This is a genomic window from Streptomyces macrolidinus (assembly GCF_023887685.1).
Taxonomy (GTDB): Bacteria; Actinomycetota; Actinomycetes; order Streptomycetales; family Streptomycetaceae; genus Streptomyces; species Streptomyces macrolidinus.
Genome location: NZ_JAMWMR010000006.1, coordinates 14,057 through 32,869 on the forward strand (window position 1 = coordinate 14,057; position 18,813 = coordinate 32,869).

Genomic DNA, 18,813 nt, shown 5'->3' on the forward strand with positions numbered 1-18,813 from the left:
GCTCAGGCGGCCGTCATCACCTGGCCGGTGCCGAGCGGACGGTGCGGGGCGATGATCTGCCCGTCGGGCAGCAGCTCACCGGTGTCCTCGAAGAGCAGAACGCCGTTGCACAGCAGGCTCCATCCCTGCTCCGGGTGGTGCGAGACGAGGCGGGCGGACTCCCGGTCGGCGGATGCGGCGGTCGGGCACGGTGGCTGATGCTGGCACATGGTGGTGGGGATCTTTCGCTGGGTCGTGTGGTGTGCGTGGGCTGTCGTGTCTGTCCTGCGGCTCGTGGCGTCGTTCATGGCCGCCCCCCGTTGGCGATCCGGTGTAGGTGTGCAACCAGTGTTGCTCTGCGGACGTCGTTCCGCAGCTCTTTCGCGGCACCGTTCCTCACTGCTTGATGACGCGTCACCCCGGCGGACGGTTCACCTCGACCGCACGGTCCCTTCGGGTGGTTCGCGATGGCCGAAAGGGGCTACGGAGGATGGCCCGGCCAGCGCCGCCTAGGCGGGCGAGCCGAGCAGTGGGCCCGGGGTGACCCGGAGGGTGAGGACCGGGAGGAGTTCGGCGACGGGGTGCGGGCGGTGGGCCGCGATACCCGGCGGTGCGGGCGCGAGCGGGACCAGGAGGTCGCTCGCGGCGAGATGCCCTTCCGCCGCGTCGGCGGTGCTGTCCCCGTGCAGCCACAGCGTGAGCATGTACAGCTCGGGTACGGACAACAGCCGTGCCTGGTACGGCTGTTGAAGGGTCTCCGCCTGGCGCAGGGCGCGTTCGGTGGCGGCGACGTAGGGACCCTCGAAGAAGTGCGAGAACGCCCAGCCGTCGGGGGTCGGCACGGTCTCGGCGGCGGCCACCACGCGCTCGCCGCAGCGGATGAGGAAGCGCCAGCCGGCGAGCCGGGTGGCCGTCGCGCCCGCCGGGGTGATCCGGTCCCACACATGGACCGGCAGCGGGAGTTCGGGGGTCACGGGTCCCTGGGCTGCGCGCAGGGACGGGGTGGGGGCCGCGCGGACCGCGGTGGGGGAACCGAGCGCCGTGAGGACGGTACGGAGGGCGGGTGCGGGGGCCTCGGAGACATGCAGCGGCATGGCGGGTCGCCTCTCGTTCGACAGGCAGAGTGAAGCGAGGGAGTGACGCGGGGCGGGCGGACGACGCTGTCAGCTCTGGGGGCCGGAGAGCTGTGGGGGACGATGCCCGGACCGATGGCGCTTTCGGCGGCAGGGCTCGAAGCCGTGAGCGCCAACTCTCCGCCCCGTGGCCGAAGTTTATACGACAAGTGTTCAGGTGACGTTTCTTCCGCTTGTCCCGCCCAACGCAATCAAGGCGATATCCGGCCGATGGCGACCGCTATTCATCCTGGCCTTATGACGGCGTCCGGACGGTGACCTTGCCATACCCGTCCGTAGCGATCGGCCGAATCTCGGCGGCGCTTTTCACGACCTCTTGGCGAAGAAGCCACGCATTGTCCCATGCCCCGTGAATCATGCCTCGTGAATGTGCCCCATGGAACTCCCGTCAGCGTAGCGGGCAGCGGTCGCGCGCGGCGCGTTATGGATCGCCTCGTCTGGGCATCATCCCCGTGACCCGGGACAGTACGGGCCGGATCGTCGGCCTGCCCATCCGAGGAGGGACACTTCGATGGGGGAGAAGGTCGTGGCAGGACGGTTCGACCTGTCCGATCGGCAGCGCTATCGCGACAAGCTCAGGCAGTGTCTGGAGGGGCTGGCGCGATTGCTGGAGGAGAAGCGGTTCGACCGCCCCAGGAACCTCATGGGCCTGGAGATCGAATTGAATCTCCTGGGCTCCGACGGCATGCCGAGAATGATGAATGCGGAAGTACTGGAGAGGATTGCGAGCCGTGATTTCCAAACAGAACTCGCCATGTTCAATCTGGAGGTCAACATAGCTCCACACAGACTTGGCGGCCTGGTATTCGACCGGCTTGCCGAGGAGTTGCGCACCTCGCTCGCGTATGCGCATCGGAAAGCGAACGAGGTCGACGCCGGAATCGTGATGATCGGTATTCTGCCGACCCTCGACCGTGACGACCTGGTCTCTTCCAACCTCTCCGCCGTCGACCGCTACACCCTGCTCAACGACCAGATCGTGGCCGCCCGCGGCGAGGACTTCGTCCTCGATATAGACGGGGTGGAACGGCTCGTCTGCAATGCGCGCTCGATCACACCGGAAGCCGCCTGCACCTCCGTCCAGTTGCACCTCCAGGTCACGCCCGCGCGGTTCGCCGATGTGTGGAACGCGGCGCAGGCGATCGCGGCCCCGCAGGTCGCCCTCGGCGCCAACTCGCCCTTCCTGTTCGGCCGCGAGCTGTGGCGCGAGTCCCGGCCCCCGCTGTTCCAGCAGTCCACCGACACCCGGCCGCCCGAACTCCAGGCACAGGGCGTGCGTCCGCGCACCTGGTTCGGGGAGCGCTGGACCACCTCGGCGTACGACCTGTTCGAGGAGAACGTGCGCTACTTCCCGGCCCTGCTGCCGATCTGCGACGCCGAGGACCCGTTGAGCGTCATCGACCAGGGCGGCACCCCGAGGCTCGGCGAACTGATCCTGCACAACGGCACGATCTACCGCTGGAACCGGCCGGTGTACGGCGTCGTCGACGGGGTTCCGCATCTGCGGGTGGAGAACCGGGTGCTGCCCGCCGGGCCCACCGTCACCGATGTGCTCGCCAACGCCGCCTTCTACTACGGCGTCGTCCGCTCCCTCGCCGAGGAGGCGCGGCCGGTGTGGAGCCGGCTGCCGTTCGAGGCCGCCGCCGCCAACTTCGACGCGGCCTGCCGGTACGGCATCGAGGCGCGGCTGCGGTGGCCGCGGCGCGGGCGCTACGGCGGGATCACCGAGGTGGCCGCCGTGGACCTCGTACGCGACGAACTGCTGCCGATGGCCGAGGCCGGGCTCGACGCGTGGGGCGTCGAGCGCGCCGACCGGGACTACTACCTCGGAGTGATCGAGGAGCGCTGCCGACGCAGGGTCAACGGCGCGAGCTGGCAGACCACCACCTTCCACCAGGCCCTGGAGCAGGGGCTCGACCGGCAGACCGCCCTGGCCAGGACGACCCGGCGGTACTACGAGCTGATGCACATCGGCGAGCCCGTCCACACCTGGCCGCTCGCGTCACCGGAGCCCGCGCCGCTGGGCTGAGTGCCCGCTCCCTCGCGCTCGGGCCTGTCGTTTGGATCAGGCCGGATCAGGGAGCGGGGTCTGGTGCTGGGGGCACCTCCCACGCCGTTCAGGCAGTGGGGGAGCATCGCAAGGCGGAGGAGGGCGGCAGGGCGGAGCCCTGCCAACCGACGACAACGCGGCTGGGGGTCCCCCCTGCTCGAAGAGCTTGGGGGAGCGGTGCCAGACCCCGCGAGCCCGGCATGATCCAAACGACAGGCCCTGGGGCGAAGATGGGTGCGACAGGGTGCCCAACGGGATGCGGGAGTACAGGTGGAGTCAGAGTCGGTGGCCGATGCCGCCCGGGTGGAGCGGCCGACGCGACAGGTGTTCCGGAACGAGACGCTGCTCGTGCTGGCCCTCTCGCTCGGCGCGAGCGGCCTGTCCGCGCTGATCAGCTTCGTCGGCTCGGTCACCAAACCGGGCGGTCTCAAGGACCAGGCGGCCACCCTCAACGCCTCGGCCGCGCCCGGACGGCCCTGGCTCGACCTCGCCTGGCAGCTCTTCGGGATCACGACGGCCCTCGTACCGGTGGCGCTCGTCGCCCACCTCCTGCTGCGCGAGGGCGCCGCACTGCGCACGCTCGGCTTCGACCGGACACGGCCGGGCCCGGACCTCGCACGCGGCGCGATGGTCGCCGCGCTGATCGGGTCCACGGGCATCGCCTTCTACCTGACCGTCCGCGGACTCGGCGCCAATCTGACGGTGGTGCCGGAGGCGCTGCCCGACGTGTGGTGGAAGTACCCCGTGCTGATCCTGTCCGCGCTGCAGAACGCCGTGCTGGAGGAGGTCATCGTCGTCGGGTATCTGCTGCGCAGGCTCGGCCAGTTGGGCTGGACGCCCGGCACGGCCCTGGTGGCGAGTTCGGTGCTGCGCGGCTCGTACCACCTCTACCAGGGCGTCGGCGGCTTCCTCGGCAACCTGGTGATGGGCGTGGTGTTCGTCTGCCTGTACCGGCGCTGGGGGCGGGTCGGTCCGCTGGTGGTGGCCCACTCCCTGCTCGACATAGGCGCGTTCGTGGGGTACGCGCTGCTGGCGGGCAAGGTGGGGTGGCTGCCGACGGCGTGACCGCGCCCCGACAGGGCGGTGGGACAGGGGCGTGCGGGGAGGCCGTACGCCCCTGTCGTCGTGTCAGGCGAGCAGGTCGCCCTCGATGACGGTGACCGCGTGGCCGGTGAGCAGGGTGCGGTCGCCGCGAAGTTCCGTGCGGACGCGGCCGGAACGCGGGGAGGCCTGGAGGCCGGTGAGGTCCGGGCGGCCGAGGCGCGCGGACCAGTGCGGGGCCAGGGCGGTGTGGGCGCTGCCGGTGACCGGGTCCTCGTCGATCCCGACGTTCGGGAAGAAGCAGCGGGAGACGAAGTCGTAGCCGCGGACGGGGTCCTCCGCGCGTGCGGTCGCGATGATGCCGCGCCGGGAGTGCCGGGTGAGCGCCTTGTGGTCGGGACGCAGACCGAGGACCGTCTTCTCGTCGGCGAGTTCGAGGAGCAGGTCGCCGACGTTCGGGCCGGTGTCGAAGGCGGCCAGCGGCGCCGCGCCGAGGGCATCGGCCACACCCTCCGGCACCTCGACCGGGGCGAGCGGCGCGGTGGGGAAGTCCAGGGTCAGGGAGCCGTCCTCGCGCGGGGCGGCGGTGAGGACACCACTGCGGGTGGCGAACCGCACGGGGCCCAAGTGGGCGCCCGTGGTGTGCAGGACATGGGCGGTGGCGAGGGTGGCGTGGCCGCACAAGGCGACTTCGGTGGCGGGCGTGAACCAGCGCAGCGCCCAGTCCGCCTCGCCGCCCTCGGGCAGGCGGTGCGCGAACGCGGTCTCGGCGTGGTTGACCTCGCGGGCCACGTCCTGGAGCCACCCGTCGTCCGGGAAGGCGTCGAGAAGGAGGACACCGGCGGGGTTGCCGGTGAAGGGTCGGTCGGTGAAGGCGTCGACGATTCGAATCCGCATGGCCCGACGCTAGAGGCCCGAAGGGGCGGCGGACCAAGGCCAATTCGAGGTGACTGGACCGGTGCCGCGATGCGCGGCGGCCGGAACGGCGGTGCCGTGAGCGTCCCGTGGCGGCGCGTGGCAAGGAGGCGCGCGCCCTACGGGGACAACGGTGCGATCTCCTCCGTAAGGAGGAGAACCCGGTCAGCGATGCCCAACCTGTGTCGGACGTGAAGATGCTGCCCCACGGGGATGACCCGAGCCGACGGGGCTGATGGGGTAGGGAGCGTGCCACCCTGTCATTCCCAGCAACCGGCCGCCGAGCGCGGCGTACGCCACGTGGACCTCGACGCCCGGCTCACCGCCGCACTGACGGCCGTGGTCGCGGGCGCCCGCAGACGCGCCCTGCGGGACGGTGACCGGCAGATCGACACCGCTCATCTGCTGCACACCCTGCTGGAGTCCGACCCCGAGGTGCGGGCCGTCTTCGACGGTCCGCAGGTCGCCCGGCTGCTCGGCTATCTCGTCCAGCGCGCCATCGGCTACGGCCTGCGCTGGCAGAGCAGCGTCGAGGACTCCGGCGCGCTCCCGGTGCTGTGCGAGCCGGAGGGGTGGTCGCCGACGGCGGCGATCGCCCTGGAAGCGGCCTGCGTCCGCGCCGAGCGGGGCGGCCACCCCCGTACCCGCGGGCTCGATCTGCTCGCCACGATCGTCACGGACCCCGAGTCGCGGGCCGTCGAGGTCCTCGTGCGCGCGGGCGTCGACGTCGAGGCGCTGCCCGCGCGGATCGAAGCGGCGGCCGTGGTCGAGGAGTACGAGCAGGAGTGCACCGCGTACGAGCAGGAGCGCGCGGCGCCGGAGGGGCCGACCGCCGCACCGGGCCCGGTCCGGCAGGTGCGCAGGTCCATCCTCTGAGACAGGAGCTATCGGGGGTGACGCTCATGTCGTTGCCTGTCATCATGTGCCGGTGCATACGTCAAACGGCAGTCAGGGCGGCCAGGGCAGAGGCGTCGGACTGGGGCTCGCCCTGGTGTCGGCGCTGGCCTTCGGTGGATCGGGTGTCGCGGCCAAGCCGCTGATCCAGGCGGGGCTCGACCCCCTCCATGTGGTGTGGCTACGGGTCGCGGGCGCCGCGCTCGTGATGCTGCCGCTCGCCGTACGCCACCGGGCGCTGCTGCGCCGCCGTCCCGCCCTGCTCGTCGGGTTCGGCCTGCTCGCCGTGGCCGGTGTCCAGGCGTGCTACTTCGCCGCGATATCCCGCATCCCCGTCGGCGTCGCCCTGCTGATCGAATACCTCTCGCCCGCGCTGGTGCTCGGCTGGGTGCGGTTCGTCCAGCGACGGCCCGTGACCCGTGCCGCGGCCATCGGCGTGGTGCTCGCCGTGGGCGGCCTGGCCTGTGTCGTCGAGGTGTGGTCGGGCCTGAGCTTCGACGCGCTGGGGCTGCTGCTCGCGCTCGGCGCCGCCGGCTGCCAGGTCGGCTACTTCGTCCTGTCCGACCAGGGCGGCGACGCGGGCGAGGAGGCGCCGGACCCGCTCGGCGTGATCGCGTACGGCCTGCTCATCGGCGCCGCCGTCCTCACCGTGGTCTCGCGGCCCTGGACCATGGACTGGCAGGTGCTCACCGACCACGCGCACATGAACGGGATCGCCGTCCCGGCTGTCCTGCTGCTGTTCTGGATCGTCCTCGTCGCCACGGTCCTCGCGTATGTCACCGGGGTGCTCTCCGTGCGCCGCCTCTCGCCCCAGGTCGCCGTCGTCGTGGCCTGTCTCGAAGCGGTCATCGCGACCGTCCTCGCCTGGGTCCTGCTCGGCGAGCACCTCTCGCTGCCGCAGATCGTCGGCGGTGCGGTCGTGCTGGTGGGCGCGTTCATTGCCCAGTCGTCGGCGCCCGCCAAGAACTCCCCGGAGCCGGTGGCGAGCGGCGGCCCGGAAAGGGAGTTGTCGACTCGCGAGACGGCCGCATAGGGTGCGGACCATGCCCATGAACGCACTCGTTCTTCCCCCTCCGGCCGCCTGAGGCGGGCCTCCGGAGTCCATGCCCGGCCGAGCGGCCGGGCGGAACGGTGCTGCCCGCAGATGAAGTCCGCCGACCCCGACGTCGAACCGGGGTCGCCTTCCGAACTTCTGCACCTCTGCGGAGACAACTCATGTCGCATGCTGCTGGGAGCCTGCCCGTCGGGCGAGGCCTCCTCTATCTGATCATCGCCGGTGCCGCCTGGGGCACCGCGGGCGCCGCCGCCTCGCTGGTCTACCAGACCAGTGACATGGGGCCGCTCGCCCTCTCCTTCTGGCGCTGTGCCGGTGGACTGCTCCCGCTGCTCGCCGTCCGCCTGCTGCGCCCGCCCGTCCGTACCGCCGTACGGGAACCGCTCGGCCGCAAGGCGCTGCGGACCGGGGTCACGGGCCTCGCGCTCGCGGTGTTCCAGACCGCCTACTTCGCGGCCGTCGAGGCCACCGGGCTCGCCGTGGGGACCGTCGTCACACTCGGCGCCGGACCTGTGCTCATCGCGCTCGGTGCCCGGCTGCTGATGGGGGAGCGGCTCGGCCTCGGCGGGGTGAGCGCCGTCCTCGGGGCGCTCGCCGGGCTCGGGGTCCTCGCGCTCGGCGGCGACGGCGCCACCGTGCGCCCCTGGGGTGTGCTGCTCGCGCTCGTCTCGGCGGCGGCCTACAGCGTGATGACGCTGTACACCCGGTGGTCGGGACGCGACGGCGGGACCGACGCGTCGGGTACGACGCTGTCGGCGTTCGCGGTCACCAGCCTGTGCCTGCTGCCGTTCGCCCTGGCGGAGGGGGCGCTGCCGCACACCGTCGAACTCGGCCGGGTCTTCTGGCTCATGGCCTACATCGCGGTCGTTCCGACAGCCCTGGCCTACGTCCTGTACTTCGCGGGCGCCGCGGTCGTACGGTCGGCCACCGTGTCCGTGATCATGCTGCTGGAGCCGGTCAGCGCGGCGGTGCTCGCCGTGGTGCTGCTCGGCGAGCACCTGACGGCGGCGACCCTCGGCGGCACCGCGCTGATGCTCGGCTCGGTCGCGGGGCTCGCGCTGGCGGAAGCGCGCGGGGCACGGGAGCCGGTCCTCGTCTGACGTAGCGACCGACGGAGCGACTCGGGGCTGAGTACGGGACGGGCACGGATCGACGCACCCGTCCCGTCTCGGCCCTGGTCCGCCTGTTCCTTCTGCCGTCGCAGCAGATGCTCGCGGGCCCGCGCGTCGAGCGGACCGCCCCGTGCCGCCGGTTCGGCCGCGATCCGCTCCTGGACCTCCCGGGACTTCTGACCGGCGTACGTGAACTTCGCGCGTACACCGGTCACTTCGAGTCCGAGACCGCGGATGCCGGGCAGTATGCGGCCGTAGGGGTCCTCGCCCGCTGGGCGGCGAGCCAGAGTTGCCATTCGGCGTCGTCGCGGGGCGTGTCCCAGGGGTGGATCAGCGCGGTCCCTCCGGCAGGTAGTCCGGCAGTTCGATGCCGGGTGCCAGGTCCGGGTCGGCGAGCGGGGCGCCGTACTGCCTGCGGACCGGGAGCACACCGGCCCAGTGGGGGAGGGACAGGTCCTCGGGCTCGTCGTTCACGCCGCCCGTGCGCGCCTTGGCGGAGACCTCCGCCAGATCGAGGCGGAGCACCGCGGTGGCGGCCAGTTCCTTCTTGTTCGCGGGGCGGGAGTCGCGGGAACGGCCCGGCACGACGTGGTCGACGAGCGCGTCCAGGGCCGTCCGCTTCTCCTCGGGGTCGGTGACCTGGTGGGCGATGCCGTGCACCACCACGGACCGGTAGTTGATCGAGTGATGGAAGGCCGAGCGGGCCAGGACCAGACCGTCGACATGCGTCACCGTCAGGCACACCGCGAGCCCCGGCTCGGCGCCGTCCGCCATCCGCAGCGGGCGCGAGCCCGTCGAGCCGTGCACATAGAGCCGCTCGCCGATGCGGCCGTAGAGCGTGGGCAGCACGACCGGTGCGCCGTCGCGGACGAAGCCGAGGTGGCAGACGTAGCCCTCGTCGAGTATCGCGTGCACCGACTCCCTGTCGTACGACGCCCGTTCCGCGGCGCGGGTGGGGACGGTGCGGTCGCTCGGCGGATAGACGGCGGACGGTGCTGCCGACTGCTGGCTCCCCTGCATGGCGTTCTCCATTGCACTAGTGCATAATTGGGTTTGTGCTAGGAGAATATCGGATCAGTGGGCAGCGCGCAGCAGAGATCGCGGCGAGCGTCGAGAGCGCGGTAGGCGACGGGAAGCTGGAACCAGGCCAACTCCTCCCGTCCATGCGGCAGTTGGCGACGGAACTGGGGGTGAATCCCAACACGGTCGCCGCCGCGTACCGCATCCTGCGCGAACGCGGGGTCATCGAGACCGCCGGGCGCCGGGGCAGCCGGGTGCGGTCCGCGCCCGCCACGACGGGACGGGACGACCGGCGCGTGGACGTGCCCGAGGGGGTGCGCGACGTCTCCAACGGCAACCCCGACCCCGCGCTGCTGCCGCCGCTGGCCGCGGTCTTCACGGCGGCAGCGGCCCAGGGCGACGCCGAGCCGGTCCTGTACGGCGATGTCGCCGTGGAACCGGAGTTGGCGCGGCTCGCGCGGGCCGCCCTGGACGCCGACGGGGTCCCCGAGGGGCCGTCGGCCGTGGTCTCCGGCTCCCTGGACGCCATCGAGCGCGTCCTCACGGCTCATCTCAAGCCCGGGGACGCGGTCGCCGTCGAGGACCCCGGCTGGGGCAGCACCCTCGACCTCGTCCCCGCGCTCGGACTGCGGATGGTCCCCGTCCGCGTGGACGACGAAGGACCGCTTCCCGACGACGTACGGGACGCGCTGGCGGCCGGGGCGCGCGCCCTGATCGTCACGGGCCGGGCGCAGAACCCGACCGGTGCCGCGGTCAGTGCCGCGCGCGCCCGCGCCCTGCGATCCGTGCTCCGCGAGCACCCGGCCACCCTGCTGATCGAGGACGACCACGGCCACGGCATCGTCGCCGTGCCCCTCCACACCCTCGCGGGGGCCACCCGGCACTGGGCCTTCGTCCGCTCGGTCGCCAAGGGGTACGGGCCCGATCTGCGGCTCGCGGTGCTCACCGGCGACACCGTCACCGTCGACCGGGTCCGGGGGCGGCAGCGGCTGGGGCCCGGCTGGGTGAGCCGGATCCTGCAACGGGCCGTGGTGCGGCTGTGGACCGAGGGCGCGGTGGACGTCGGGGCGGTGGCGGCGGCGTACGACACGCGCCGTGCCGCGCTGATCGACGCGCTCGCCCGGCGCGGGGTCGCGGCCCAGGGGCGCAGCGGGCTGAACGTGTGGATTCCCGTGCCCGACGAGACCTCGGTGGTCGCGCGGTTGCTGCACGCGGGCTGGGCGGTCGCGCCCGGCGCCCGCTTCCGGCTGGGCGCGCCGCCCGGCATCCGTATCACCGTCTCGTCGCTGACGGCGGACGAGACGGAACTGCTCGCGGACGCGCTCGCTCATGCTCTCGGCCCGACCCCGGTCAGGAGGTATGCCTAGCGCGGACGAGCGCGGACGAGCGCAGGGGTCAGACGAGCTTGATCGTGTCCCCGTCGACCGCGATGTCCGCGGTGGGCAGCGGCTGGGGCGCGGGCCCCGCCTGCACGCTGCCGTCGGCCACGGAGAACCGGCTCTCGTGACAGGGGCAGGTGATCACGCCGTCCTCGACACTCGTCACGGCGCAGCCCTGGTGGGTGCACTTGGACGAGAACGCCTTGAACTTCCCCTTGCTCGGCTGTGTCACCACCACCCCCTGGTCGGCGAAGATCTTGCCGCCGCCCTCGGGGATCTCGGAGGTCTTCGCGAGGTCCGTGCCCCCGGAGCCGGCCGCCCCGCCGTCGTGCTCCCCGGCTTCGGCCGTGCTCTTGTCCGGCGCGTTGGACGCCTTGGACGCTTTGGTTGACGGGGTGCTGTCCGATTCCCCGCACGCGGTCAGCGCGGCGGCGAGTCCGGTCACACCCACCGCCGCCACGACCGTGCGACGGGACGGCTCGGAGTCGGACTGGAGCGGTTCGCTGGTCATGCGGACGTTCCCTTCCACGGATGGTGCGCTGCTCTGTACGGAAGTACGGAAGTACGGAAGTACGGAAGTACGGAAGTACGGAGGTGCAGGGGGTACAGGGGGTACGGAAGTACGAGGTACGGAGCAGTGGGCACTGGCTGTTCGAACGGCCCCGACATCTTGACCCGCGGGGGAACGGCCGCCCGCAAGGCGCGCACGGGGCCGGTGCCGAAGGGACCCGAACGCTCCACGATCCCCACCGAGCACGAGCCCACGGGCGCGTGTCGGCCGTCCAGGTCCTCGCATAGCCTGGCGGAATGCTTACACACGTCACGGCGACCCGGTTCGTCGCGCCGCTGCGCGAGGGGGGTTCGCTGCCGGGGCTCGTCGAGGGGGACGATCTCGGGGCCTATGTCATGAAGTTCAGGGGGGCGGGGCAAGGGCGCAAGACGCTTGTCGCCGAGGTCGTCTGCGGGGAACTCGCGCGGCGGCTCGGCCTGCGCGTGCCGAGGCTCGTGACGATCGGGCTCGATCCGGTGCTGGGCCTTGGCGAGCCGGATCAGGAGGTGCAGGAGCTGCTCAAGGCGAGCGGCGGGCTGAACCTCGGTATGGAGTTCCTCAGCGGGGCGATCGGCTTCGACCCGCTCGCGTTCGAGATCGGCTCCGAGGAGGCCGGGCGGATCGTCTGGTTCGACGCGCTCGTGGGCAATGTCGACCGCTCCTGGCGCAACCCCAACTTGCTCATGTGGCACGGAGATCTGTGGCTCATCGACCACGGCGCCACCATGATCTGGCAGCACAACTGGCCCGGCGCCGAGGCTTCCGCCGCCCGCCCCTACGACGCCCGCGACCACGCTCTCGCCCCCTTCGCCCCGGATGTCGCGGGCGCCGCCGCCGAGTTGGCGCCGCTGGTCACCGAGGAGCTGCTGACCGAGGTGACCGGTCGGATCCCGGACGAGTGGCTGGCCGGAGAGCCCGGCTTCGACACGCCGGACGCGCTGCGGCAGGCCTATGCGCGGCCGTTGCTCGCCCGCGCCGCCGTCATCCACGAACGCGTCCAGGGCATCGAGGCCTTTGAGGCCGAGGCCTTCGAGGGGGAGAAGAAGTGAGCGAGCGGGACGTCTTCGAGTACGCGCTGCTGCGTGTCGTGCCCCGCGTCGAGCGCGGCGAGTGCATCAACGCGGGCGTACTGGTCTACTGCCGCGCCCGGTCGTTCGTCGCCGCGCGGACGCACCTGGACGAGACGCGGCTGCTCGCGCTCGACCCGGACGCGGACGTCACCGGTGTACGTGCCGCGCTCCGTGCCGTCGAGGGCGTGTGCGCGGGCGGCGCGGCGGCCGGGCAGGCCGCGTGCGACGACGCCGGGAGGCGCTTTCGCTGGCTGATCGCGCCCCGCTCGACGGTCGTGCAGCCAGGGCCCGTGCACACCGGGCTGACCGCCGACCCGGCCGCCGAGGCGGAGCGGTTGCTGGAGCTCCTGGTGAGGTAATGGATCACACGCACCCGGTGGGCCGTTGACACCGGGTGCCAGGGCTTCTAGCGTCACGTCTACTGAAGGTACTAAGCGGTCGCTCACCCGTGGGCGTATCGCGCGGGACCGCAGATCCCCGAAGGTGTTCCAGGCTTTCCAAGGGCGAGGAGAACCAGCTATGTCCACCACTGAGCAGCGCGTGGCCGTCGTCACCGGCGCAGCGCGCGGCATCGGCGCCGCCACCGCCGTACGACTGGCCGCCGAGGGTCGGGCCGTCGCGGTCATCGACCTCGACGAGACCGCGTGCAAGGACACCGTCAAGAAGATCACCGACGCCGGGGGCAAGGCCATCGCCGTCGGCTGCGACGTCTCCGACGAGGCGCAGGTCGAGGCGGCCGTGGCGCGGATCGCCGAGGAGCTGGGCGCGCCGACGATCCTCGTCAACAACGCGGGCGTGCTCCGCGACAACCTGCTGTTCAAGATGAGCGTCTCCGACTGGGACACGGTCATGAACGTGCATCTGCGCGGCGCCTTCCTGATGGCGCGCGCGGTGCAGAAGCACATGGTGGACGCGGGCTTCGGCCGTATCGTCAACCTCTCCTCGTCCTCCGCGCTCGGCAACCGCGGCCAGGTGAACTACTCCGCCGCCAAGGCCGGTCTGCAGGGCTTCACCAAGACCCTGGCCAAGGAACTCGGCAAGTTCGGCGTCACCGCCAACGCCGTCGCCCCCGGCTTCATCGCCACCGAGATGACCAAGGCCACCGCCGACCGGGTCGGCATGGGCTTCGAGGACTTCAAGGCCGCCGCCGCCACCCAGATCCCCGTACAGCGCGTCGGCGAGCCCGACGACATCGCCAACGCGATCGCCTTCTTCACCGGTGACGCCGCCGGATTCGTCTCCGGCCAGGTGCTGTACGTCGCCGGCGGACCGCTCGACTGAGGCCGGCGGAACCGACCGAGGCCAGAAGAACCCAGAGGAACACGGACACATGACTGCACTGCCTGAACCCTCCGGCAAGGTCGCCCTCGTCACGGGCGCCAGCCGCGGCATCGGCTACGGGATCGCCGAGGCCCTCGTCGCCCGCGGCGACCGCGTCTGCATCACCGGCCGCAACGAGGACGCCCTCAAGGAGGCCGTCGAGCGGCTCGGCGCCGACCGGGTCATCGGCGTCGCGGGCAAGGCTCACGACGAAGCGCACCAGGCCGCCGCCGTGGAGCGCACCATGGAGGCCTTCGGCCGGGTGGACCACCTGGTCAACAACGCCGGTACGAACCCGGTGTTCGGCCCGATCGCCGACCTCGACCTGGGCGTCGTCCGCAAGGTCTTCGAGACCAACGTGGTCTCGGCGCTCGGCTTCGCCCAGCGGACCTGGCACGCCTGGCAGAAGGACAACGGCGGTGCGATCGTCAACATCGCCTCGATCGCGGGCGTGACGGCGTCGCCCTTCGTCGCCGCCTACGGCGTCAGCAAGGCCGCGATGATCAACCTGACCCAGCAGTTGGCGCACGAGTTCGCGCCCCGCGTCCGGGTCAACGCGATCGCGCCGGCCGTGGTGAAGACCCGGTTCGCCAAGGCGCTGTACGAGGGCAGGGAGGAGGAGGTCACCTCCTCCTACCCGCTGGGCCGGCTCGGGATGCCCTCGGACATCGGCGGCGCCGCCGCATTCCTCACGTCCGACCAGTCCGACTGGATCACCGGCCAGACGCTCGTCGTCGACGGCGGTCTCTTCCTGAACGCCGGGGTCTGACGAACCGTCCGCGGCACGGGCGTCCCCTGGACGGAAGGGCGCCCGTGCCGGGCCGTACGAGACAGACCGACCGATGACAACGTGGTCAATCACGCCTCGATCAAGAACCTCTGCGAACCCCGTTCCCCGGGCGGAGCGCTGCGGTAGCGTCTGCCGCCAACTTTGGGTACGGCAGAGCGAGGAGCGTGCGCGTGTTCCACCGGATTCGTTGTCTGCGTCGGCTGGCGGCGATCACATCGCTCACCTTGGTGACCGGTTGCGGGTCGCTCTTCTCCTCGTCCTCCGAGAAGGAGGACCCGATCGTCGTGGGCACCACCAGCGCGCCGAGCACCCTGGACCCGGCCGCCTCCTGGGACGGCTCCTGGGAGCTGTTCCGCAACATCTACCAGACCCTGCTCAGCTATCCGACGGGCGCGACGGCACCCGCCCCCGACGCCGCCGACCACTGCTCCTTCACCGACGGCACGAACCTCGTCTACCGCTGTGTGCTGCGCAAGGACATGACGTTCTCCGACGGGCAGGCACTGGACGCGCGCGCCGTGAAGTACTCCATCGACCGCATCCGCGCGATCAACACACGCGGCGGCCCCGCGGGCCTGCTGGGCAGCCTCGACCACATCACCACCAACGGCACGCGCGAGATCGCCTTCCATCTCAACAAGCCCGACACGACGTTCCCGTTCGTCCTCGCCACCCCCGCGATGTCGATCGTCGCCCCCGACGCGTACCCGGCCCGCTCCCTGCGCAAGGACGACAAGGTCCTGGGCTCCGGGCCCTACCGCCTCGCGTCGTACGAGGAGGGCGGCCAGGCCTCACTCGTGAGCAACGACCACTACAAGGGCGTCGCGAAGCGCCGCAACGACAAGGTCACCATCCGCTACTTCCAGGACTCGGGCGAGATGGTCGACGCCCTGCGGGAGAAGCGGATCGACGTCACCTACCGAGGGCTCGCCTCCTCCGACATCGTCTCCCTGCAGAGCGACGCCGCCAAGGAGGGCCTGCAGCTCGTCGAGGGCTCCGGCATCGCGATCAACTACCTGGTCTTCAACGCGAAGGACCCCTGGGCGGCGAAGCCCGCCGTGCGGCACGCCGTCGCGCAGGTCGTCGACCGCCCGGCGATCGCGCACAAGGTGTACCAGGACACCGTCGAGCCGCTGTACTCGATGGTCCCCACCGGGCTCACCGGTCACACCGCCGGCTTCTTCGACCGGTACGGCGACCCCAGCACCGACAAGGCCCGCAAGATCCTCCAGGACGCGGGCATCACGAGCCCCGTGCCGCTCACCCTCTGGTACACCACCGACCGCTACGGCTCCGAGACCGCCCCGGAGTTCCGCGAGCTGAAGAGACAGCTCGAAGGGTCGGGCCTGTTCACGGTCACGCTCAAGAGCCGCCCGTGGAAGACGTACGAGGAGGGGGCCAACAAGGGCGAGTACCCGGTGGCCGGGCGGGGCTGGTTCCCCGACTTCCCGGACCCCGACAACTTCATCGCGCCGTTCGTGGGCAAGCAGAACGCGCTCGGCATGCCCTACCCGGCCAAGCGGATCACCGATGAGCTGCTGCCCGAGACCCGGCGCCGGGACGACCGCGCCGAGGTCGTCGAGCAGTTCCAGGAGGCCCAGAAGATCCTCGTCGACGACGCGCTGCTGCTGCCGCTGTGGCAGGGCAAGCAGTACGTGGCGGCGAGCGAGGACATCTCCGGCGGGGAGCAGGCCCTGGACCCGTCGACGATCATGAAGATGTGGGAGCTGCACCGCAAGACGAGCTGGTAGCCGGGGTGTGAGGGGGCTCGGGAGTCCGTTGTCAGTGGTCGCCTGTAGGTTCAAGGAACTGCAAGCGACCGCACATCGGAGGAAGTTGACGTGACCGACATCGCCATGCTGCCGGAGTCCTGGCGGGGCGTACTGGGCGAGCAGCTTGAGCAGCCCTACTTCAAGGAACTCATGGAGTTCGTCGAGGAGGAGCGTGCCAAGGGTCCCGTCTACCCTCCGCGGGAGGAGGTCTTCGCCGCGCTCGACGCCACGCCGTACGACAAGGTGAAGGTGCTCGTCCTCGGCCAGGACCCGTACCACGGCGAGGGCCAGGGGCACGGCCTGTGCTTCTCCGTGCGGCCCGGGGTGAAGACCCCGCCCTCGCTGCGGAACATCTACAAGGAGATGCAGGCCGAGCTGGGCACGCCGATCCCCGACAACGGCTATCTGATGCCGTGGGCCGAGCAGGGCGTCCTGCTACTCAACGTGGTGCTGACGGTGCGGGCGGGCGAGGCGAACTCCCACAAGGGCAAGGGCTGGGAGAAGTTCACGGACGCGGTGATCCGTGCCGTCGCGGACCGGCCCGACCCGGCCGTGTTCGTGCTCTGGGGCAACTACGCGCAGAAGAAGCTGCCGCTGATCGACGAGACCCGGCATGTCGTCGTCAAGGGCGCGCACCCCTCGCCGCTGTCCGCGAAGAAGTTCTTCGGCTCGCGGCCGTTCACGCAGATCAACGAGGCGGTGGCCCGGCAGGGACATGACCCCGTCGACTGGACCATTCCGAACCTGGGCTGACAACCGGGGGCGGGGCCCGCGCCGGCCCCGCCCCGCCCGGCCCGTCGCGGGCCGCCGCTCGGCCGGTCACCGCCTCGGCCCAGTGCTCGTACGGATGCGCCTGAGCGCGATTGTCCGAGGTGGCGGCTAGCGTCATGAGGAAGTGGGCGACGAGCGGACGAGCGGGAGGACGCGGTGGCGAAGCGACAGGAGCAGGCGGCGCCGGACGCCGTGCTGACCCGGATCGGGCAGGTCGTCATGTTGCACCACGGCGGCGACCGCGAGGAGGCCCGCAACCGCTTCCTCGAGCTGTGGGCGGAGATCGGCGAGGACGGCGACCCGCTGCACCGCTGCACGCTGGCGCACTACATGGCGGACACCCAGGACGAGCCGGACCACGAACTCGCCTGGGATCTAAGGGCGTTGTCGGCCGCGGAGGAACTCACCGACGAACGCCCCGCCGAACATGACGGCGCGCTTGTCGTACGCGCGTTCTACCCCTCCCTGCATCTGAACCTCGCCGCCGACTATGTGAAGCTCGGCCGCTCGGGGGCCGCCCGCGCCCATCTCGGCCGGGCCCGCGGCGCGGCCGACGCCCTCGTCGACGACGGCTACGGCGACGGCGTCAGGGCGGCGATCGCCCGTCTGGAACAGCAGCTCGCGCGGGAGACACCGACGGGCGGCGCGCCCGAGCCCGGCCCGCCGGACGGTCCGGGCGGCGAGACGCTCGGACCGCCGAGACGGCAGCCGTAGGTTCTCGCTGTGCCGCCGTCCGTTCTCAACGCCCGTACGCGCGGCGGCAGATGACCGACTCGGGGCTGTCCGGCCGCCATCCGCCGTACTGCCGCCCGAGCGCGCACACGTCCGTGTTCCGGGGGATTCGGGTGGTGGTCCCGGGCGGTACGTCGATGTGCGGTCCGCGCGGGCCCGGCCTGCGGTGAGGCGTGGCGGACGGATCGTGCGAGGGCGCCGTCGGCGTGGCGCTGGACGCCGGTCGGGTCGTGTGCCGCGCGCCGGTCGGAGGTGACGGGGCGGGGGAGGGCTCGACCAGCTCCAGCGCCTCCCGCGCCGGGGCCTGGACGGGCCGGGGTTCCGCGCTGCCGTCCGGATGCGGTGCCAACGGGGACGAGCGGGCCGGAGGCGGGCCGGGCACGGTCGGTCGCTGCACGGTCACACAGCCGCTGAGGGCCGAGAGGGCCACGGTGACCAGAAGCGTTGCGGTCGTCGTTCGATGCACCCGCGCAACTCTGCTGTGTCCGGCCCGTTTTGGGGCGGAGGCAGGCGGATGATGCCCCCTACGGGTGAACCGGCTCGCACGCAGGTCCGGGCTCGGCGTGCGTACTGTCTTCCCTCCGGACAGGTCGTCCGGACGCCGAATTCCTCACCCCGCACCAGGCGTTGCCCGGTCGCCGAGCATCCCGTCGAGCAGCTCCCGCAGGCTTGTGCGTACCGCGGGCAGGTGGGGCGTGTTCGTGGTGAAGGAGCCGGCCACGCAGGACAGCATCAGGCCGTCGGCCCAGGCCACCAGTGACAGTGCGTGCCGGGCCGGGTCGGTCGAGCCCATGGCCGTCACCAGCGTGGTGAGTTGGTCGCGGAAGCGGGCGCCGGCCGCGTCGAAGTACGTCCGCAGCTCGGGGCGTCGGGTGGCCTCCAGAGCCAACTCGTAGCGCGCGACGGTGAGTTCGCGGTTGCGGGTCAGGGAGCGATGGGTCGCGAGGGCCAGGCCGTCCACCAGGGCGTCGAGCCCGTCCTCGGGGGAGGGCAGCTCGTGCAGCGCGAGCACGCGTGCCTCCCGGTCGGCGAGACGGCGCACCGCGAGTTCCAGCAGCGCCAGGCGGGTCCGCGCGAGGTTCGAGGTCGACCCCTGGGGCAGCCCCGCCGCCTCGTCCACCGCCCGGTGGGTGAGCCCGCGCATACCGCGCTCGGCGAGCAGGGCGAGGGCGGTGTCGGCGACGAGATCGGCGCGGGAGGCGCTCGTGGTGCGTACGGACATGGAGGTCAC

General features: G+C 71.6%; 20 protein-coding genes. 13 read left to right on the plus strand and 7 right to left on the minus strand.

The window, feature by feature from the left end:
• Positions 1 to 2: 2 nt before the first annotated feature.
• Both NGF19_RS09100 and NGF19_RS09105 read right to left on the minus strand, forming a co-directional pair.
• Positions 3 to 209: a DUF5999 family protein gene (locus tag NGF19_RS09100; protein WP_289734579.1), complete on the minus strand. Its 207-nt coding sequence runs from the start codon at positions 207 to 209 to the stop codon at positions 3 to 5.
• A gap of 279 nt (positions 210 to 488) precedes the next feature.
• Positions 489 to 1,073 carry a hypothetical protein gene (locus tag NGF19_RS09105; RefSeq protein ID WP_252423891.1) on the minus strand — a complete coding sequence of 195 codons (585 nt, stop codon included), beginning with the start codon at positions 1,071 to 1,073 and terminating at the stop codon, positions 489 to 491.
• 550 nt (positions 1,074 to 1,623) lie between these two features.
• On the opposite strand from NGF19_RS09105, the gene NGF19_RS09110 reads away from it, so the two are divergent.
• Together NGF19_RS09110 and NGF19_RS09115 are read left to right on the plus strand one after the other, a co-directional pair.
• On the plus strand, positions 1,624 to 3,141 hold the full coding sequence (locus NGF19_RS09110) for a glutamate-cysteine ligase family protein (protein WP_252423892.1): 1,518 nt from the start codon (positions 1,624 to 1,626) through the stop codon (positions 3,139 to 3,141).
• Positions 3,142 to 3,432: 291 nt separating this feature from the next.
• On the plus strand, positions 3,433 to 4,227 hold the full coding sequence (locus tag NGF19_RS09115) for a CPBP family intramembrane glutamic endopeptidase (protein ID WP_372505626.1): 795 nt from the start codon (positions 3,433 to 3,435) through the stop codon (positions 4,225 to 4,227).
• Between the two features lie 63 nt (positions 4,228 to 4,290).
• Here the strand turns inward: NGF19_RS09115 and NGF19_RS09120 are convergent, their stop codons facing one another.
• Entirely contained in the window at positions 4,291 to 5,100 is an 810-nt protein-coding gene (locus NGF19_RS09120) for a PhzF family phenazine biosynthesis protein (protein WP_252423896.1), read from the minus strand.
• A gap of 267 nt (positions 5,101 to 5,367) precedes the next feature.
• On the opposite strand from NGF19_RS09120, the gene NGF19_RS09125 reads away from it, so the two are divergent.
• The 3 genes from NGF19_RS09125 (at position 5,368) to NGF19_RS09135 (ending at position 8,166) form a co-directional block, all read left to right on the plus strand.
• Entirely contained in the window at positions 5,368 to 5,994 is a 627-nt protein-coding gene (locus tag NGF19_RS09125; protein WP_308288463.1) for a Clp protease N-terminal domain-containing protein, read from the plus strand.
• Positions 5,995 to 6,040: 46 nt separating this feature from the next.
• Positions 6,041 to 7,045, plus strand: coding sequence for an EamA family transporter (locus tag NGF19_RS09130; RefSeq protein WP_252423899.1), 1,005 nt, complete (start codon positions 6,041 to 6,043; stop codon positions 7,043 to 7,045).
• 182 nt (positions 7,046 to 7,227) lie between these two features.
• Positions 7,228 to 8,166, plus strand: coding sequence for a DMT family transporter (locus NGF19_RS09135; protein WP_252423901.1), 939 nt, complete (start codon positions 7,228 to 7,230; stop codon positions 8,164 to 8,166).
• A gap of 342 nt (positions 8,167 to 8,508) precedes the next feature.
• Here the strand turns inward: NGF19_RS09135 and NGF19_RS09145 are convergent, their stop codons facing one another.
• Entirely contained in the window at positions 8,509 to 9,198 is a 690-nt protein-coding gene (locus NGF19_RS09145; RefSeq protein WP_252423903.1) for a pyridoxamine 5'-phosphate oxidase family protein, read from the minus strand.
• A gap of 35 nt (positions 9,199 to 9,233) precedes the next feature.
• On the opposite strand from NGF19_RS09145, the gene NGF19_RS09150 reads away from it, so the two are divergent.
• Entirely contained in the window at positions 9,234 to 10,565 is a 1,332-nt protein-coding gene (locus NGF19_RS09150) for an aminotransferase class I/II-fold pyridoxal phosphate-dependent enzyme (RefSeq protein ID WP_252423905.1), read from the plus strand.
• Positions 10,566 to 10,593: 28 nt separating this feature from the next.
• Here the strand turns inward: NGF19_RS09150 and NGF19_RS09155 are convergent, their stop codons facing one another.
• Entirely contained in the window at positions 10,594 to 11,088 is a 495-nt protein-coding gene (locus NGF19_RS09155; RefSeq protein WP_252423907.1) for a Rieske (2Fe-2S) protein, read from the minus strand.
• 296 nt (positions 11,089 to 11,384) lie between these two features.
• On the opposite strand from NGF19_RS09155, the gene NGF19_RS09160 reads away from it, so the two are divergent.
• The 7 genes from NGF19_RS09160 to NGF19_RS09190 all read left to right on the plus strand — a co-directional run bounded on the left by NGF19_RS09160 (position 11,385) and on the right by NGF19_RS09190 (position 17,564).
• Positions 11,385 to 12,176, plus strand: coding sequence for a HipA family kinase (locus NGF19_RS09160; protein WP_252423909.1), 792 nt, complete (start codon positions 11,385 to 11,387; stop codon positions 12,174 to 12,176).
• Positions 12,173 to 12,556 (plus strand): DUF3037 domain-containing protein, encoded by a 384-nt coding sequence (locus NGF19_RS09165; RefSeq protein WP_252423911.1) that lies wholly within the window; start codon positions 12,173 to 12,175, stop codon positions 12,554 to 12,556. The genes NGF19_RS09160 and NGF19_RS09165 overlap by 4 nt, the downstream gene beginning before the upstream one ends.
• A 160-nt stretch (positions 12,557 to 12,716) precedes the next feature.
• Positions 12,717 to 13,478, plus strand: coding sequence for a 3-oxoacyl-ACP reductase FabG (gene fabG, locus NGF19_RS09170; RefSeq protein ID WP_252423920.1), 762 nt, complete (start codon positions 12,717 to 12,719; stop codon positions 13,476 to 13,478).
• A 49-nt stretch (positions 13,479 to 13,527) separates the two neighbouring features.
• Positions 13,528 to 14,286, plus strand: a complete 759-nt coding sequence (locus NGF19_RS09175; protein ID WP_252423922.1) for an SDR family oxidoreductase — start codon at positions 13,528 to 13,530, stop codon at positions 14,284 to 14,286.
• A gap of 191 nt (positions 14,287 to 14,477) precedes the next feature.
• Complete coding sequence (locus tag NGF19_RS09180; protein ID WP_252423924.1) at positions 14,478 to 16,058, plus strand: ABC transporter substrate-binding protein; 1,581 nt, start codon at positions 14,478 to 14,480, stop codon at positions 16,056 to 16,058.
• Positions 16,059 to 16,148: 90 nt separating this feature from the next.
• On the plus strand, positions 16,149 to 16,832 hold the full coding sequence (locus NGF19_RS09185; protein ID WP_252423925.1) for a uracil-DNA glycosylase: 684 nt from the start codon (positions 16,149 to 16,151) through the stop codon (positions 16,830 to 16,832).
• Positions 16,833 to 17,006: 174 nt separating this feature from the next.
• Positions 17,007 to 17,564: a hypothetical protein gene (locus NGF19_RS09190; RefSeq protein WP_252423927.1), complete on the plus strand. Its 558-nt coding sequence runs from the start codon at positions 17,007 to 17,009 to the stop codon at positions 17,562 to 17,564.
• 25 nt (positions 17,565 to 17,589) lie between these two features.
• Here the strand turns inward: NGF19_RS09190 and NGF19_RS09195 are convergent, their stop codons facing one another.
• Both NGF19_RS09195 and NGF19_RS09200 read right to left on the minus strand, forming a co-directional pair.
• Positions 17,590 to 18,048: a hypothetical protein gene (locus NGF19_RS09195; RefSeq protein WP_252423929.1), complete on the minus strand. Its 459-nt coding sequence runs from the start codon at positions 18,046 to 18,048 to the stop codon at positions 17,590 to 17,592.
• Between the two features lie 144 nt (positions 18,049 to 18,192).
• Positions 18,193 to 18,804, minus strand: a complete 612-nt coding sequence (locus NGF19_RS09200) for a TetR/AcrR family transcriptional regulator (protein WP_252423931.1) — start codon at positions 18,802 to 18,804, stop codon at positions 18,193 to 18,195.
• Positions 18,805 to 18,813 lie beyond the last annotated feature (9 nt).

Excerpts from the sequence above, each read along its gene's own strand:
- NGF19_RS09135 (WP_252423901.1), top strand. The coding sequence starts at position 7,228 with ATGTCGCATGCTGCTGGGAGCCTGCCCGTCGGGCGAGGCCTCCTCTAT.
- fabG (WP_252423920.1), top strand. The coding sequence starts at position 12,717 with ATGTCCACCACTGAGCAGCGCGTGGCCGTCGTCACCGGCGCAGCGCGC.
- NGF19_RS09110 (WP_252423892.1), top strand. The coding sequence starts at position 1,624 with ATGGGGGAGAAGGTCGTGGCAGGACGGTTCGACCTGTCCGATCGGCAG.
- NGF19_RS09175 (WP_252423922.1), top strand. The coding sequence starts at position 13,528 with ATGACTGCACTGCCTGAACCCTCCGGCAAGGTCGCCCTCGTCACGGGC.
- NGF19_RS09155 (WP_252423907.1), bottom strand. The coding sequence starts at position 11,088 with ATGACCAGCGAACCGCTCCAGTCCGACTCCGAGCCGTCCCGTCGCACG.
- NGF19_RS09200 (WP_252423931.1), bottom strand. The coding sequence starts at position 18,804 with ATGTCCGTACGCACCACGAGCGCCTCCCGCGCCGATCTCGTCGCCGAC.
- NGF19_RS09105 (WP_252423891.1), bottom strand. The coding sequence starts at position 1,073 with ATGCCGCTGCATGTCTCCGAGGCCCCCGCACCCGCCCTCCGTACCGTC.
- NGF19_RS09100 (WP_289734579.1), bottom strand. The coding sequence starts at position 209 with ATGTGCCAGCATCAGCCACCGTGCCCGACCGCCGCATCCGCCGACCGG.
- NGF19_RS09145 (WP_252423903.1), bottom strand. The coding sequence starts at position 9,198 with ATGCAGGGGAGCCAGCAGTCGGCAGCACCGTCCGCCGTCTATCCGCCG.
- NGF19_RS09160 (WP_252423909.1), top strand. The coding sequence starts at position 11,385 with ATGCTTACACACGTCACGGCGACCCGGTTCGTCGCGCCGCTGCGCGAG.
- NGF19_RS09120 (WP_252423896.1), bottom strand. The coding sequence starts at position 5,100 with ATGCGGATTCGAATCGTCGACGCCTTCACCGACCGACCCTTCACCGGC.